This is a genomic window from Pseudomonas sp. 1D4 (assembly GCF_001728925.1).
Lineage (GTDB): Bacteria > Pseudomonadota > Gammaproteobacteria > Pseudomonadales > Pseudomonadaceae > Metapseudomonas > Metapseudomonas otitidis.
This window is the reverse complement of record NZ_LXJQ01000036.1, coordinates 25,496-38,488: the sequence shown is the minus strand read 5'-3', so window position 1 is coordinate 38,488 and position 12,993 is coordinate 25,496. Positions and strand designations below refer to the sequence as shown.

The following is a 12,993-nucleotide window of genomic DNA, read 5'->3' as shown; positions in this document are numbered from 1 at the left end:
CGCGGCAGCCATGCAGCTCGTCTTTTACTGCAACGCCAACTCCACCGCCTGGACCAGGTGCGCGTCGTTCCACGGCTTGGTGATGAAGCGACAGACCGCGCTCTGGCTGATGGCCTGCATCAGCGTCTGGGCGTCGTTGTGGCCGGTGAGGAGGATGCGCCGGCACGCTGGGTAGAGCTGGCGTGCGCGGCTGAGCAGTTCCACCCCGGTGATGCCCGGCATGGCGTGGTCGGAGATGATCACCTGCACCGGCTGACTGGCCAGCAGGGCGAAGGCTTCCTCGGCATTGCCGGCGCACAGCACCTTCCAGCCACGCCCCCGCAATACGCGGCGCAGGGCGCCGTGTACGGCGGGTTCGTCGTCCACCAGCAGCAGCGTGGGGGCGTCGGGGTGGTCGGCGCAGGCGGGGCGGGGGAACCAGTGCCGGGTCTGGCCACGCCAGGGCGCCACCGCGTCCAGGGGCATGGGCCGAGCGGCGAAGTAGCCCTGCCACTGGTTGCAACGCAGGCTATGCAACAGGCGCATCTGGGCTTCCTGCTCCACGCCTTCGCAGAGCACTTCCACGGAGAGGTGCTGGAGCATGGCCATCAGTGCGCGGAACAGGGCCAGGGCGCGGGCGTCCTCGCCGGTGCCGGTGAGGAAGCGCCGGTCCACCTTGACCCGGTCCACCGGCAGGGCCTGGAGGTAGCCGAGGTTGCAGAAGCCGGTACCGAAGTCGTCCAGGGCCAGGCGTACCCCGAGGCGGCGCAGCCCGGCCAGTTGCTCGCGCACCTGGGCTTCGTCATCCAGCAGGCAGGACTCGGTGATCTCCAGCTCCAGCCGCGAGGCCTCAAGGCCGTGGCGCTGCAGGGTGCGCTGGATGAAGCCCACCAGTTGGCGGTCGCGCAGTTGGGAGGGCGACAGATTGACGGCCAGGGTGGCGTGCCTTTCCGTCAGCAGCGCGCGGGCGTCGGCGATGGCGCGGCCCAGCACCCATTGCCCGAGGTCCACCATCAGCCCCAGCCGCTCCGCCACCGGGATGAACTTGTCCGGCCCCAGCAGGCCCCGGGTTGGGTGCTGCCAGCGCACCAGGGCTTCGTAGCCGCAGACTTCGCCGGTCTGGCAGTCGATCTGCGGCTGATAGTGCAGCACCAGTTGCTCTTCCCGCAGCGCGGCACGCAGTTGGCCGCAGAGTTCAGCCTCGCGCCGGGCTGTGATCAAGCGGGCTTCGTCGAAATAGCGGTAGCGCCCGCCACCCTCGCGGCGTGCTTCGCGCTGGGCCAGTTCGGTGCGGCTGTAGAGGCTAGCGAAGGTGCGGTCGCGCACCCAGGCCACCGCAAGGCCGACGCTGGCACGCAGGTGGAACACCTGGCCGGCCAGTTCCAGCGGCGCTTCCACCAGGGCGCAGAGGGAGGCGCCGAGGCGGTCGGGGGTGTCGCGGCCATCCGGCACGCCCAGCAGGAAGCTGTCCGGGCCGTTGCGCCACAGCCATTCGCCGTCACGCAGGGCGGCGCGCAGGCGGTCTTCGAGGTGCAGCATCACCAGGTCGCCGGTTTCCAGGCCGTGGTGGGCGTTGAGTGTGTGGAAGTCGTCGAGGTCGATCAATGCCAGCAAGGCGCCGGGGGCGCAGGGCCCCTGGGTGGCAATCCTGTCCGCCAGGGAGGCGGAAACAGATTCTTGGATGTCCATCAGCGAGGCTCCGGTTCGCTCTCGTCCTCGAGCAGGATGGCGCCGTCCTCGCTCCGGGCGACGGCGAAGATCTCGGGATGTTCCTGGCGCATCTTGCGCAGGTGCGCCTTGTGGGTGTCGATGGCGTGTTGCTGCTGCCTGACCCGTTCGAGCAGCGCCTTGCGCTCGACCTGGCTGTGCTGCAGTTCGAGGCAGGTGTGCAGGGTACTGCACAGTTCGTAGGCGTCCCAGGGCTTGGAGATGAAGCGGTAGACCTCGGCCCGGTTGATGGCGCGCACCAGCGTTTCACGGTCGCTGTCGCCACTGAGCAGCAGGCGCAGGGCGTCGGGTTGCAGCTGCTTGGCGAACTGGAGGAAGGCGATGCCGTCCAGCTCGGGCATGCGCAGGTCGGAGAGGATCAGCTCGTAGGTGTTCTGCGACAACGCCTCCAGCGCCTCCTGGGGATCGGTGAAGGTGTCGAGCTGCCAGCTCTCCCCGCGCAGTTCGCGGCAGATGGCATTGACCACGGCGGGCTCGTCATCCAGCAGCAGCAATCTGGACATGGCATCACTCCAGGTGAGCGCGGGGCTTGGCCGCTTCTGGCTCACGGACGAACAGGGTGTAGGAAGCCGATTCGATGCCTTCGAAGGCGATCAGCTTGCGGATCAGCAGGTCTGAGAGGACCTTGCCTTCATTGAGCAGCAGCATGCCGTTGTCGGCGTGCAGGTTACGCGCGAGCACCATGCCGGGCTCCAGGTGCCGGGTGTCCACTGCCCGTACATCGGGATCGCCGATGGTGACGTCGGGCATCGCCGTGGAGCAGATGGTGATGAAGCGCTCCACCAGCTCCGGGTCGTACAGCCGCTCGGCGTACTTGCGGATGAACAGCAGGGCCTCGTCGCGATTGAGGCGGCGCTCCAGCACCAGGCCGCATTGCAGTTCGACGAAATCCACCGCCAGCTTGAGCATGCGCGAACCCAGGGGGATGTCGTTGCCGCGCAGGTGATCGGGGAAGCCGGAGCCGTCCCAGCGCTCCTGATGGTGGCGGATCAGCCGTGCGGCGTCGTGCAGCGGTTCCAGCGCCATCAGCACCGATTCGCTCTGGGAGGGGTAGCGCCGGTAGAGGTCGCGGTCCTTGCTGTGCATCAGGTCCGAAGGGCCGATGATCAGCGCATCCGGCAGGCTCAGCTTGCCGATGTTGTAGAGCGCGGCGGCCATGCTCAGGTCGCGGGCCTGGTCCTCGGGCATGCCGAGGTCGGCGGCGAAGGCGCGGATCAGGGCGATGATCTGCTGGTTGGTCTGCTTCTCCCGAGGCAGGCGCTGGTTGACCAGCAGGGAGAACACTTCGGTGCTGAGCGCGTAGCTGCGGCGCAGCTCTTCGTAAGCAAGGTCGAGCATGTCGGCCGTCTGCTGCAGCTCGGAGGTGCGCGCCTGGACGCGCTTCTCCAGGGTCTCGTTGAGGCTCTTGAGCTGCTGGTTCTGCTCCTGGGTCAGGTGCTGCAGGCGCTCGCGCTCGCGCTCGGCGAACTGGTAGGCCAGGGCCTGGCGGATGGTCAGCAGCAACTCGTCGTCGTTCCAGGGTTTGCTCAGGTAGCGGTAGATCTGCCCTTCGTTGATGGCGGTGATGATGGTGTTGATGTCGGCGTAGCCGGTGAGCAGCACGCTCATGCAGCCCGGGTCGCGCTTGTGAATCTCGGCCAGCAGCGTGGCGCCATCCATGCCGGGCATGCGTGCGTCGGACACCACCAGGTCGACGGGCTGGGTCTCGAACAACTGCAGCGCCTCGTCGCCACTGTGGGCCATGACCAGGTCATAAGGCTGGCCCCGGAGCAACCGTCGGAGGCTGTTGAGGATGTTCTCCTCGTCATCGACGAGCAGGACGCGCGGACGCGGCAGGCTCTCGTGGGCTTCAGTCATGGTGCGCTCCTCCGCTGGTTGCTCCCTGGTGGATCGGCAGACGGATACGGAAGGTCGAGCCCTGGCCCACCTCGCTGGTGACCGTCAGGCTGCCGCCGTGCTTCTCCACGATGCTGAACGATAGCGCGAGTCCCAGCCCGGTGCCCTTGCCCACCGGCTTGGTGGTGAAGAACGGGTCGAATATCTGCATCAACTGGCTTTCGGGAATGCCGCAGCCACTGTCGCTGATCTCGATGAGCACATCGCCACCGCAGTGCTCGGTGTGGATGACGATGTGCCCGAAGCTCTCGATGGACTGGGCGGCGTTGACCAGCAGGTTCATCACCACCTGGTTGATCTGCGCGGGAATGCACTCCACCAGAGGCAGCTCTCCGAAGTCGCAGACCACCTCGGCCTTGTACTTGACCTCGTTGTTGACCACGTTGAGGGTGCTGCGGATGCCGTCATGCAGGTCAGCCGGCACGAAGCGCTCATCCCCGCTGTGGGAGAAGTCGCGCAGCGAGGAGATGATGCGCTTGACCCGCTCCACGCCATCGGCGGACTCGCCCAGCAGGCCGTTGATGTCGTCGCGGATGAAGTCGTAGTCGAACTGCGTCTTCAGCCGCTCCAGCTCCAGACCGCCCCACTCGCTCATCTGGTCCACCAGTTGCAGCAGTTGCTGCACGTAGCCCACCAGGGTCTTGAGGTTGCTGGCGACGAAGCCCACCGGGTTGTTGATCTCGTGGGCGACACCTGCGGCGAGCTGGCCGATGGCAGCCATCTTCTCCGATTGCAGCAGCTGGCGATTGGCGGCCTGCAGCTTGATGCTCAGTTCGTTCAGCTCGCCATGCTTGCTCCGCAGTGCAATCAAGGCATGCTGCAGCGCCGGGTTGGCCGCCGCACGGCTGCTGTCGAAAATCGCCAGGCCATAGAGCGGTTCATCCACGCCGGACTCGACGCAGTACAGCAGGGTGGCCTGGAGCATCGGCAGCGGCGTCGGCTCGTCGTCGTCCGGCTGGCTGCTGAGAAGGATCAGGTAAGGCTGGTCGTGCCAGATGGTCTGTACCGCCTGGCCGCCCCGCCTGATCTGGTCGAAGAGGCCGTGCCAGCACGGCGTATCGACTTCGGGGAACGCCTCCACCAGGTGCATGCCGACAATCCCGGAGAGGTCACGCGAACAGCGCTGGCGGATGAAAGCGTTGCAGTAGAGAACCCGTTGCGACCCATCCAGCAGCAGGAAGCCGGCGGGAATCTGCTCCACCGCGGCGACCATCTGCTGCTGAATAACCGTTGAGCTCATGGAATAACACCCGCCCACATCGGACCTAAGCTGAGTATAGGCAAGCGAATTGCGGGTGATGGCAATTTGACGTCATATCACCGTCACTTCGTCGGAAACCGTTTCACGCCAGGAGGTCCCATGCACGCGACGAATTCCCTAGCGCACTACCACCTGGCCTTCGAGGATGGCGGCGAGGCCGCTCTCGATGCCCCCTCCCCGTCCCCGGACATTCCCCCCGAGTGGGCCCGGCTGGAACATTGCCAGTGCAGGAACTGCCCCTTGCAGGCAGAAACCACACCGTTCTGCCCATTCGCGCTTGCCCTGGCGGTGCCACTGAAGGCCCTGGAAGGCCGCCGCTCCTTCGATACGGTGCGGGTGAGCATCGACTGGCACGGCCGGCATCTGGAGCAGACCACCACCCTGCAGCGTGCGCTCAGCTCGCTGATCGGCCTGATCGGTGCCAGTTCGGGCTGCCCACGCACCCGCCCGCTGATCCCCATGGCGCACTTCCATCAACCCTTCAGCGATGCGGCGGAAACCCTGTTCCGCGCCCTTGGCACCTACCTCATCGGCCAATACCTGCGTCAACAGCACGCCCTCCCGGCGGACTACGGCACGGAAGGCCTGCTGGCACTCTATCGAGGCCTGCGGGAGGTGAATCTGGCCATGGCGGAACGCCTGCGCTCAGCCAGCCGGGCGGAACAGAGCGTCAATGGCGTGGTCCTGCTGGATGTGCTGGCAGCGGAGACCCTCGAGTACATGCGCTCGCCGGAGGACACCCTGGGCGGGCTGTTCGAGGCCTATCTGGAGGAATGACAGCCGGGCAGCCCTTCAATCGGCCGGCGGCTGATGGCGTGGCAGGACGATGCGGAAGCAGGCGCCCCCTCCGGGTGGCGAAATGACGCTGAGCGTGCCGTGGTGGCGCTCGATGATGTTGTAGGAAACCGACAACCCGAGCCCGGTGCCCTTGCCCACCGGCTTGGTGGTGAAGAAGGGTTCGAAGATGCGCCTTCTGAGCTCCTCCGGCACCCCAGGGCCGTCGTCCTGGATGTCGATGAACACCGCGTCGCCCTGGGTGCCGGTGGTGAGGGTGATGGTGCCGTGCTCGACGATGGCCTGGGCCGCGTTGACGATCAGGTTGAGGAACACCTGGTTGATCTGCGAGGCGATGCACTGCACGGGCGGCAACTGGCCGTAGTGCTTGACCACCTTGGCCTTGAACTTGATTTCGTTCCAGATGACGTTCAGCGTGCTGTCCAGTCCCTGGTGCAGGTCGGCCATCTGCCACTCGCCGTTGTCCACGTGGGAGAAGTCCCGAAGGTCCTTGACGATGCGCTTGACCCGCTCCAGCCCATCGCAGGATTCCTTGAGCAGGATCGGCGTGTCTTCACGCAGGAAGTCGTAGTCAGCGGCCTGCTTCAACGCCCGGCACTCGCTCACCAGGGCCTCATCGCCACAGGTCTCGATCTTCGCCTGCAGCCCGTCCACCAGCCCCATCAGTTGCTCCAGATAGCCGCGCAGGCTGTTGAGGTTGGAGTAGACGAAGCCCACCGGGTTGTTGATCTCATGGGCCACACCGGCAGCGAGCTGGCCGATGGCGGCCATCTTCTCCGATTGCAACAGTTGCGCCTGGGCTTCTTCCAGACGGCGGATCAACTGCGCCTGTTGCTCCTTTTCCACTTCCAGCAGGGCATTGAGGCGCTCCAGGTCCTGCTGGCGGGCAGCGGTGTCGGTGGCATCGGCAACGGTGATGCACACCGCCACCGGTTCGCCCTGCTCGTTCTCCAGAGGGAAGAAGGTGCAGTTCTGGTACATGCTCGACAGCTGGCTGGTGATCGGCCGGGTGCCGCCGAAGGGAAACAGGTGCGGCCGCTGTTGCCAGGTGGTGAAGGCCAGGTTGCGCAGGGTCAGCACCCCCCGCACCTTCTGCCGCAGCCAGCGCTCGGGCAACTGGGGGAACAGCTCGAACAACGAGCGCCCGATCGTGTCCTCCGGGATGCGACCGCCATGGATGACCATGAAGCGGTTCCAGAACAGCACGCGGCAGTCCGGGTCCACCACCAGCACCCCCAGGTTGATGTTCTCCAGCACGGTTTCCAGCACCTGGGAGGACGGACCTGGGGAGCCTGGAGCGCTCATGTCACAGCTCGCTCAGCAGCCGGTCGATGACCGCCAGCACGCTGCCCACCGTCTCCTCGGCGATGCACAGCAGCAAGTCGCAGGTGAACTCGCAAGCCTCGACCTCGAAGCGGATCTCCATGATCAGCGCCCGGTGGTCCTGCAGAGACTTGGCCCCAAGAGCCTCCTGGAACGAAGCGTGGCGGGAGAACACCGAGGGCGCGCCATAGCTCACCGGAATCTCGAACTGCTGCGCCAGGCTGTTGATGCAGGCGCCACTGAGGATGTTGGTGACGTCGAGCATCAGTTCCTCGCGCTGCTGGGTGTCGTGCTCGTCATAGCCCATCAGGTCGGCGAGTTGGTCCGCACCGTGGCAGCCGAAACAGACGAACGCCTCGCCGCGCATCTGCCCGAGAAAGGATTGGCGGGTGACATCCACAACCTGGCAGCCGCCCAGCTCTTCCGGCACCTGGGCATCGCTGAGGCTGAACGCGCTGTGGATGCGTGGCACCGAGAGCACCACGAAGGTGTCGGTCAAGCGTGCCAACTGGTCGGCGGCCTGTCCCATGGCCACGTTCATGAGCTCTTGCAGCGCGTCGCGCTGGTCCTCCGTGAGCCTGTCCATCACACCACTCCGATTTCATGGAGAACAGCATTCATCGCTTCGCTGGTGATCGGCTTCTTGATGAAGGCCGCCGCGCCCAGCTCCATCACCCGCTGCCGGGCCAGTGGCTGGATGTCGGCGCTGACCACGATGATGATGGCCTCCGCCTCGGACTTGCGCAGGCGCTCCAGGGTTTCGAAGCCATCCATCACCGGCATGGTCAGGTCGAGGAAGATGATCTCCGCCTGGCCGGCCTCGTAAGCGGCGAGCACTTCCTGGCCATTGGCGGCCTGGCTCACCTCTTCGGTCAGCAGTTCGGGGAGGGCCTTGAGCACCAGCTTGCGGGAGAGGCTGGAATCATCGGCAATCAGGACTTTCATACACGTGCCTCCGTTGAAGAGAGGTCCCTGTGAATGAGCGTAGTCCAGCGATGTCATTTTGATGGCGTCAATCGTCGGACGGTCAGACCCCTTGCTCGTGACCCCAAGTGTGGCCGGCTTCGCCGAATGCGCCACCCCAGGGCGTCAGGCCATGGCCTGGGCCACCCGCAGGGTGTCGGTGAACTGTTCGAAGGCCGTGATGCGGCCGCCTTCGAGCTGCCAATGATGGGCCACGCGCGCTGCCATGGCCTTGCCGGTGGCGCGGTGTACGCCCCGGTAGGTGCCGATGCCGACGATGCTGGCGCCGCCGTCCACCAGGGCCTCCAGCTCGAAGCGGTAACCGTCCCAATCCCGCGCCAGCACGCTGAACACCTGGGCCACCACCTGCTCCGGTCCGACCCAGGTACCGGCACAGGGGAAGCCGTCCATCTCGGTCCAGCGCACGTCGGCGGCCACCTCTGCCAGCATCCCGGCCAGGTCGCCGCGCGCCGAAGCCTCGTAGTGGTCGGCAATGATCTGCAGGTTGCTCTTCATCGTGCTCACCTCACGCGCAGCCATCGAGCCCGCAGCTCGGGCCACCCACTGCTTCGCTGGCCGAGGCAGCGCCCTGCGCCTGGAGACGCTGGGCCAGCCATGCGCTCCATTGGGCCGGTTGGCCAAGGAAGGCCGAGGCATCCACCCGCTCGAAGCGGCCGTCCACTTCCAGCAGAAAGGACGGGAAGCCGCTCAACCCATGGCGCGCCATCTGGCGACGGGTCTCGCTGATGTGCCCGACCACGTCATGGGTCAGCGCCTGGTCGAGGGCGCTGCGGAACGCCGTCGGCTCCAGGCCGAGTTCAGTCGCCAGGGCGACCAGCACCACCGCCTCGGCAATGCGCCGCCCCTCTCCGTAATGAGCCACCTGGAGTCGCGCGAGCATGTCCAGGCCCTTGCCCGCCAGGGTGTCGGCCGCCAGTACGGCGGCGATGGGCGGCAGCGAGTCGAACACCGCCTCCGGGTCCCGCAGCAGCCCGTCCAGGTAGGCTTCGCCGAATACCTGGCCGGTCATCTGGGCGATGCGCCGGTCATGGGGCAGCACATGGCCCCGCCATTGCTCGCCGCCATGCTGGCGGGCCGGGCCAGCGAGCATGCCGCCGCCGTGGGCACGCACCGGCAACACCGCGCGGGCAGCCGCCACCAGAGGCGCGGCGCCGTAGCACCAGCCGCAGAACGGGTCGTGGAAGTAATGCAGGGTGGCAGTGGCCATGGGCACCTCCGAGATCGGGAAAGACGGCCTGCTGGCCGGGGTGCGCCACTGTATTGGCTCTGCTTCGGTAGATAAAACCCGAAAGGATCAAATGATTGTTGCAACCTTCGAGCAGATAAAGCCGCTGCAGCCAGCCTGATCCCGGCTGTCACGGTGCCAGCACCTGGCCATCATTTGGCCGTCACAGGACTCGGGCAGATTCGCGTCTCACCATGACCGGGGAGGAACCGCAATGCCCAACACCAAGACCTTCATCCGCAGTTTCAGCCTGGCCCTGGTGGCCGCGGCGCTCGGCGCCTGCGCCACCCAGCCGGCCGCGCCGGCCAAGGTGGAGGCCCTGAACAACGAGGACTGGTACCAGATCCGTACCGAGAAGGAACTGTTCGTCTTCGACGACTACGCCACCTACCGCAACTACGTCGCCAACGGTGCCACCCCCGTGCGCAAGGACACCGGCAAGCAGGACGGTTTCGGTCGCGAGATCATCCTGGTGCTCAAGGCCGAAGACCAGGGCAAGGAAGCCAAGACCAGCGCCCAGCGCTTCCTCGACGTCAGCCTGCCGCCGGCCCAGCCCTTCTACGGCGAGATGCGCGACGAAGACGGCATCATCTACGTGTTCAGCCGCCACGGCGACATGATGGACATGTACAAGATCGGCGAACCCACCTTCAGCTACGTCGACATCGGCGGCGGCCCGGATGGCCAGCGCGTGGTGTACGTGCTTACCAAGGAAGAGCCCAAGCCCGAGAAGCTGATCACGCAGTTCCGCCGCAACTACGGCAAGTAAGCGCCCGCCAAAGGTGTAACGTAACGGCAGCGCCTTGACGCTGCCGTTTTCGTTTCCGGCCCTGCCGGCCGAGTTCACCCCTTCGCTTGTGCCTTCTCCCAGTCCGCCAGCTTGCCGGCGGCCTCCTCGATACGAGCCCGCAGCGCTTCCAGCTCGGAACGGCGCTCGACGATCACCCGCTTGGCCGGGCAGCGACCGCTCAGGCCCCGGGCCAGCACCACGGCGCCCAGGGCGGCGCGCAACCAGCCCGCCGGCCCGCCCCGGTGCACGCCGGAGCCCACGGTGCCGATGCACAACATCCGCTCCCAGCCCTGCACGTTGCCGGCATCAGGGGTGGCGGTATCACGGGATTGCGGCTCGAACGCGACCATGGTCGATCCTCCTGGCCCGGGCAACGTCATGCCGGGCGGTTGTCCAGACAGGCAGCACCGGCAAATCAGGCGCCCTCCTTCTCAGCGACCGCCCAAAGCTGGCTGCGGTTCAGGCAACGGGACGAAGCGCCTCAGCCGAGGTGCATGCCCTGGTCCAGGCTGCGGTCCACCAGCCAGCGACCATGAGCGATGGACGCGCGGCGGGCGCTGTCCTCCTCTGCCAGGAAGGCGGCATCGGCGGGCAACGGAATGCGTCGGGTACGGTGGCCGTCCGGCGCGGTGATGTGCACCCCGCCGGCCCAGGGGGTAGGAATGCCGGGGTGCTCGATCAGGTGGGCGGTGATGACGTGGTCACGGTAGGTGCAGTGGTTGCTGGCGTTCATGGCGCGGCCTCCTCTGGGGCGGAAGGCCCGATGGAGCCTTCCCGGTGGGCCCGGCGCCGGGTGGACGCCGGACCTTCACCTTAGGCCCGCCCGCGCGCTGCACGCTCAGCAACCGACGAAGCGCACGGGCTGGTCGTTCTGCAACGGCCTGCTAGCGCTTCGGGTCCTCCAGGCCGGCGGTGTCACCCTGCAGGCTCCTGGTGGCCACTTGCAGGAAGGCTTCCAGGCGCTCGCTCAGGGCCTTGATCGCCGCCGGGTCGTCGATACGAGCGGCACCCTGGCCCTCGCTGTTGAGCTGGTAGCGGAACAGTTGCGGCTCGCCACCACGGGGCTGCATCAACATGCGGTCACCGCTGACGATGGCCACGGTCTGGTCGCTGCCGGAGGGCTTGATCACACCGAAGCCCTTGTCCTCCGGCGCCAGGCTGAGCAGGTCGCGGCCCCAGCATTGATGGCGGGTCTCGCCCCCCAGGCGGCCCATGATGGTGGGCACGACATCGACCTGGCTGCCCACCACCTCGGTACGGGCGCCGAACTTCTCCTGGATGCCGGGGGCGATCAGCAGCAGCGGCACGTTGAAGCGGTACAGGTCCATGTCGGTGAGCTGCTCGGGCGCGCCGAAACCATGGTCACCCACCAGCACGAACAGGGTGTCCTTGTAGTAAGGCGACTGCTTGGCCTTCTCGAAGAACTGCCCCAGGGCCCAGTCGGAATAACGCATGGCCGTCAGGTGCTCGTCGTTGGAGCCGAAGCCGGTCACAGCCGGCATCGGCAACGGGTCGGGCAGCACGTAAGGCTTGTGGTTGGAAAGCGTCTGCAGCAGGGCGTAGAAGGGCTTCTTGCCATGGTTGTCACGCAGCTCCTGGGCGGCGCGGTCGAACATGTCCTGGTCGGAGGCGCCCCTGGCGGGGTCGAACACCACCGGGTTGACGAAGTCATTGCGCCCGATGAAGTTGCGCATGCCCTGGTTGCCGAAGAACCCCATCTGGTTGTCCCAGCCGAAATCACCGTTGTAGACGTAGAGGTCGTCGTACCGGCGAGCGCTCAGCAGTTGCGGCAGGCCGGTGAACTTGTGGGTCCCCTCCTGCTGCTCCATCAGGTACTCGTAGCCCGGCAGGTTGGGGAAGCAGGCCATGGTGGCGAACATGCCCTGGTGGGTGTGGGTGCCGTTGGAGAAGAAGCGGGTGAACAGCAGCCCTTCCTTGCTCAGGCGGTCGAAGTTCGGGGTGATGTCGCCCTTGCCACCCAACGCGCCGACATAGTGGCCGGCGAAGCTCTCCATCAGGATCACCACCACATTGCGGATCGGCAGGGTGCGCTCGGCCTCGGGCGTCAACACGCGGCGCACAGCGGCGGTGGCCGGGTCCACCAGGCGGTCCTGCGGGGTCAGCAGCATCTCGCGTACCACCGAGAGCGCCTGCTCATCCGGCAGGGTGGCCTTCCAGACGTTCTGATTGGTCTCCGAGAAGCGCGCCTGAGCGGCGTTGACCAGCATCAGCGTGCCGTTCAGACCCAACTGGTTGGCAAAGGCCGAATCCGTGGTATTGGCATCGCCCCAGCGCAGCGGCGGGCCCTGACGCAAGGTGCCCCGGGCGGCCGCCACAGCCAGCACCAGACACAGGCCGAACACGCCAGCGCGCACGTACCAGGGTGCCACGCTGCTGCGTCCGCCGAGGCTCGGCGCGGTCTCAAGGCCGCCACGGGCCGGACGGGTGACCTGATCCAGGTAGCGGAACAGCCTGAACAGCAGCCAGGTCACCAGGACCCAGGCCAGCAGGTAGCGCACCACCGGGAAGCCGTACCAGAGCATGCTCAGCACGGTCTTCGGGTCCTGGCTCATGTACTGGAACACCAGGCCGTTCAGGCGCTGGTGGAACTCGCGGTAGAAGTCCAGTTCGAGGATGCCGAAGAACAGCGTCAGGCTGGCGAACACCGTCAGCCAGGCCAGGTGCAGCCGGCGCAACGACATGGCGGTGACGAAGGGGATGGACAACAGCAACGGCGCCAGGGCGTAGATGGTCAGGCGCAGGTCGAAACGGAAGCCGTTGATGAAGGCCTCGACGAAGGTCGAGGCCGGAGTGCTGCCGATCAGCTCGCGGTTGTAGATCAGCAAGGCCCCGCGCAGCAGCGTGTAGAGAACCAGGAAGACCAGGCCGCAATAGACGGTGAAGGCCAGGTGACTGCGCAGCGTGGGGCGATACGACCCGATCGGGCTACGGCTTGAACTCATGGGGGCGGTGTCCATCCATCGAAAGAATGCGAACAGGCCCGGCGGGTTG

15 protein-coding genes are annotated in these 12,993 nt (G+C 66.3%); 3 read left to right on the top strand and 12 right to left on the bottom strand.

The window, feature by feature from the left end; genetic code table 11:
* Nucleotides 1-24: 24 nt before the first annotated feature.
* From A7D27_RS18000 to A7D27_RS17985, 4 genes are read right to left on the bottom strand one after another with little or no spacing between them, the layout of a single operon-like run.
* On the bottom strand, nt 25-1,668 hold the full coding sequence (locus A7D27_RS18000) for an EAL domain-containing protein (protein ID WP_069565632.1): 1,644 nt from the start codon (nt 1,666-1,668) through the stop codon (nt 25-27).
* Nucleotides 1,668-2,210: a response regulator gene (locus A7D27_RS17995; RefSeq protein WP_069565631.1), complete on the bottom strand. Its 543-nt coding sequence runs from the start codon at nt 2,208-2,210 to the stop codon at nt 1,668-1,670. The genes A7D27_RS18000 and A7D27_RS17995 overlap by 1 nt, the downstream gene beginning before the upstream one ends.
* A 4-nt stretch (nt 2,211-2,214) precedes the next feature.
* A complete protein-coding gene (locus A7D27_RS17990) occupies nt 2,215-3,564 on the bottom strand; it encodes an HD domain-containing phosphohydrolase (RefSeq protein ID WP_069562701.1) in 1,350 nt (449 codons plus the stop codon).
* Nucleotides 3,557-4,843 carry an ATP-binding protein gene (locus A7D27_RS17985; protein ID WP_256557183.1) on the bottom strand — a complete coding sequence of 429 codons (1,287 nt, stop codon included), beginning with the start codon at nt 4,841-4,843 and terminating at the stop codon, nt 3,557-3,559. The genes A7D27_RS17990 and A7D27_RS17985 overlap by 8 nt, the downstream gene beginning before the upstream one ends.
* Before the next feature lie 120 nt (nt 4,844-4,963).
* On the opposite strand from A7D27_RS17985, the gene A7D27_RS17980 reads away from it, so the two are divergent.
* Nucleotides 4,964-5,641 (top strand): hypothetical protein, encoded by a 678-nt coding sequence (locus A7D27_RS17980; RefSeq protein WP_139134124.1) that lies wholly within the window; start codon nt 4,964-4,966, stop codon nt 5,639-5,641.
* A gap of 15 nt (nt 5,642-5,656) precedes the next feature.
* Here the strand turns inward: A7D27_RS17980 and A7D27_RS17975 are convergent, their stop codons facing one another.
* The 5 genes from A7D27_RS17975 to A7D27_RS17955 form a co-directional block, all read right to left on the bottom strand.
* Complete coding sequence (locus A7D27_RS17975; protein ID WP_069565628.1) at nt 5,657-6,964, bottom strand: ATP-binding protein; 1,308 nt, start codon at nt 6,962-6,964, stop codon at nt 5,657-5,659.
* A 1-nt stretch (nt 6,965) separates the two neighbouring features.
* The gene (locus tag A7D27_RS17970; RefSeq protein WP_069562705.1) at nt 6,966-7,568 is read right to left on the bottom strand and encodes a chemotaxis protein CheC; all 603 of its coding nucleotides are present in this window, start codon (nt 7,566-7,568) and stop codon (nt 6,966-6,968) included.
* Nucleotides 7,568-7,927 carry a response regulator gene (locus A7D27_RS17965; RefSeq protein ID WP_069562706.1) on the bottom strand — a complete coding sequence of 120 codons (360 nt, stop codon included), beginning with the start codon at nt 7,925-7,927 and terminating at the stop codon, nt 7,568-7,570. The genes A7D27_RS17970 and A7D27_RS17965 overlap by 1 nt, the downstream gene beginning before the upstream one ends.
* 144 nt (nt 7,928-8,071) lie before the next feature.
* A complete protein-coding gene (locus tag A7D27_RS17960; RefSeq protein WP_069562707.1) occupies nt 8,072-8,461 on the bottom strand; it encodes a nuclear transport factor 2 family protein in 390 nt (129 codons plus the stop codon).
* Nucleotides 8,462-8,471: 10 nt separating this feature from the next.
* Nucleotides 8,472-9,173, bottom strand: coding sequence for a DsbA family protein (locus A7D27_RS17955; protein ID WP_069565627.1), 702 nt, complete (start codon nt 9,171-9,173; stop codon nt 8,472-8,474).
* Between A7D27_RS17955 and A7D27_RS28395 the strand changes: the two genes are divergently transcribed.
* Together A7D27_RS28395 and A7D27_RS17950 are read left to right on the top strand one after the other, a co-directional pair.
* Nucleotides 9,172-9,312 (top strand): hypothetical protein, encoded by a 141-nt coding sequence (locus A7D27_RS28395; RefSeq protein ID WP_170832303.1) that lies wholly within the window; start codon nt 9,172-9,174, stop codon nt 9,310-9,312. The two genes, A7D27_RS17955 and A7D27_RS28395, sit on opposite strands and share 2 nt — an antisense overlap.
* Nucleotides 9,313-9,405: 93 nt before the next feature.
* Nucleotides 9,406-9,960: a hypothetical protein gene (locus A7D27_RS17950; protein ID WP_069565626.1), complete on the top strand. Its 555-nt coding sequence runs from the start codon at nt 9,406-9,408 to the stop codon at nt 9,958-9,960.
* Between the two features lie 74 nt (nt 9,961-10,034).
* Here A7D27_RS17950 and A7D27_RS17945 read toward each other — a convergent pair whose 3' ends face one another.
* From A7D27_RS17945 to A7D27_RS17935, 3 genes are all read right to left on the bottom strand, one after another.
* On the bottom strand, nt 10,035-10,331 hold the full coding sequence (locus A7D27_RS17945; RefSeq protein WP_069565625.1) for a DUF2892 domain-containing protein: 297 nt from the start codon (nt 10,329-10,331) through the stop codon (nt 10,035-10,037).
* A gap of 131 nt (nt 10,332-10,462) precedes the next feature.
* Nucleotides 10,463-10,714 carry a hypothetical protein gene (locus tag A7D27_RS17940; RefSeq protein WP_069562711.1) on the bottom strand — a complete coding sequence of 84 codons (252 nt, stop codon included), beginning with the start codon at nt 10,712-10,714 and terminating at the stop codon, nt 10,463-10,465.
* A 151-nt stretch (nt 10,715-10,865) separates the two neighbouring features.
* Nucleotides 10,866-12,959 (bottom strand): LTA synthase family protein, encoded by a 2,094-nt coding sequence (locus A7D27_RS17935; RefSeq protein WP_139134126.1) that lies wholly within the window; start codon nt 12,957-12,959, stop codon nt 10,866-10,868.
* Between the last annotated feature and the right edge of the window lie 34 nt (nt 12,960-12,993).

Bases quoted from the DNA above. Each gene is read 5' to 3' on its own strand.
- A7D27_RS18000 (WP_069565632.1), bottom strand. From the start codon at position 1,668: ATGGACATCCAAGAATCTGTTTCCGCCTCCCTGGCGGACAGGATTGCC.
- A7D27_RS17995 (WP_069565631.1), bottom strand. From the start codon at position 2,210: ATGTCCAGATTGCTGCTGCTGGATGACGAGCCCGCCGTGGTCAATGCC.
- A7D27_RS17990 (WP_069562701.1), bottom strand. From the start codon at position 3,564: ATGACTGAAGCCCACGAGAGCCTGCCGCGTCCGCGCGTCCTGCTCGTC.
- A7D27_RS17985 (WP_256557183.1), bottom strand. From the start codon at position 4,843: ATGAGCTCAACGGTTATTCAGCAGCAGATGGTCGCCGCGGTGGAGCAG.
- A7D27_RS17980 (WP_139134124.1), top strand. From the start codon at position 4,964: ATGCACGCGACGAATTCCCTAGCGCACTACCACCTGGCCTTCGAGGAT.
- A7D27_RS17975 (WP_069565628.1), bottom strand. From the start codon at position 6,964: ATGAGCGCTCCAGGCTCCCCAGGTCCGTCCTCCCAGGTGCTGGAAACC.
- A7D27_RS17970 (WP_069562705.1), bottom strand. From the start codon at position 7,568: ATGGACAGGCTCACGGAGGACCAGCGCGACGCGCTGCAAGAGCTCATG.
- A7D27_RS17965 (WP_069562706.1), bottom strand. From the start codon at position 7,927: ATGAAAGTCCTGATTGCCGATGATTCCAGCCTCTCCCGCAAGCTGGTG.
- A7D27_RS17960 (WP_069562707.1), bottom strand. From the start codon at position 8,461: ATGAAGAGCAACCTGCAGATCATTGCCGACCACTACGAGGCTTCGGCG.
- A7D27_RS28395 (WP_170832303.1), top strand. From the start codon at position 9,172: ATGGGCACCTCCGAGATCGGGAAAGACGGCCTGCTGGCCGGGGTGCGC.
- A7D27_RS17955 (WP_069565627.1), bottom strand. From the start codon at position 9,173: ATGGCCACTGCCACCCTGCATTACTTCCACGACCCGTTCTGCGGCTGG.
- A7D27_RS17950 (WP_069565626.1), top strand. From the start codon at position 9,406: ATGCCCAACACCAAGACCTTCATCCGCAGTTTCAGCCTGGCCCTGGTG.
- A7D27_RS17945 (WP_069565625.1), bottom strand. From the start codon at position 10,331: ATGGTCGCGTTCGAGCCGCAATCCCGTGATACCGCCACCCCTGATGCC.
- A7D27_RS17940 (WP_069562711.1), bottom strand. From the start codon at position 10,714: ATGAACGCCAGCAACCACTGCACCTACCGTGACCACGTCATCACCGCC.
- A7D27_RS17935 (WP_139134126.1), bottom strand. From the start codon at position 12,959: ATGGACACCGCCCCCATGAGTTCAAGCCGTAGCCCGATCGGGTCGTAT.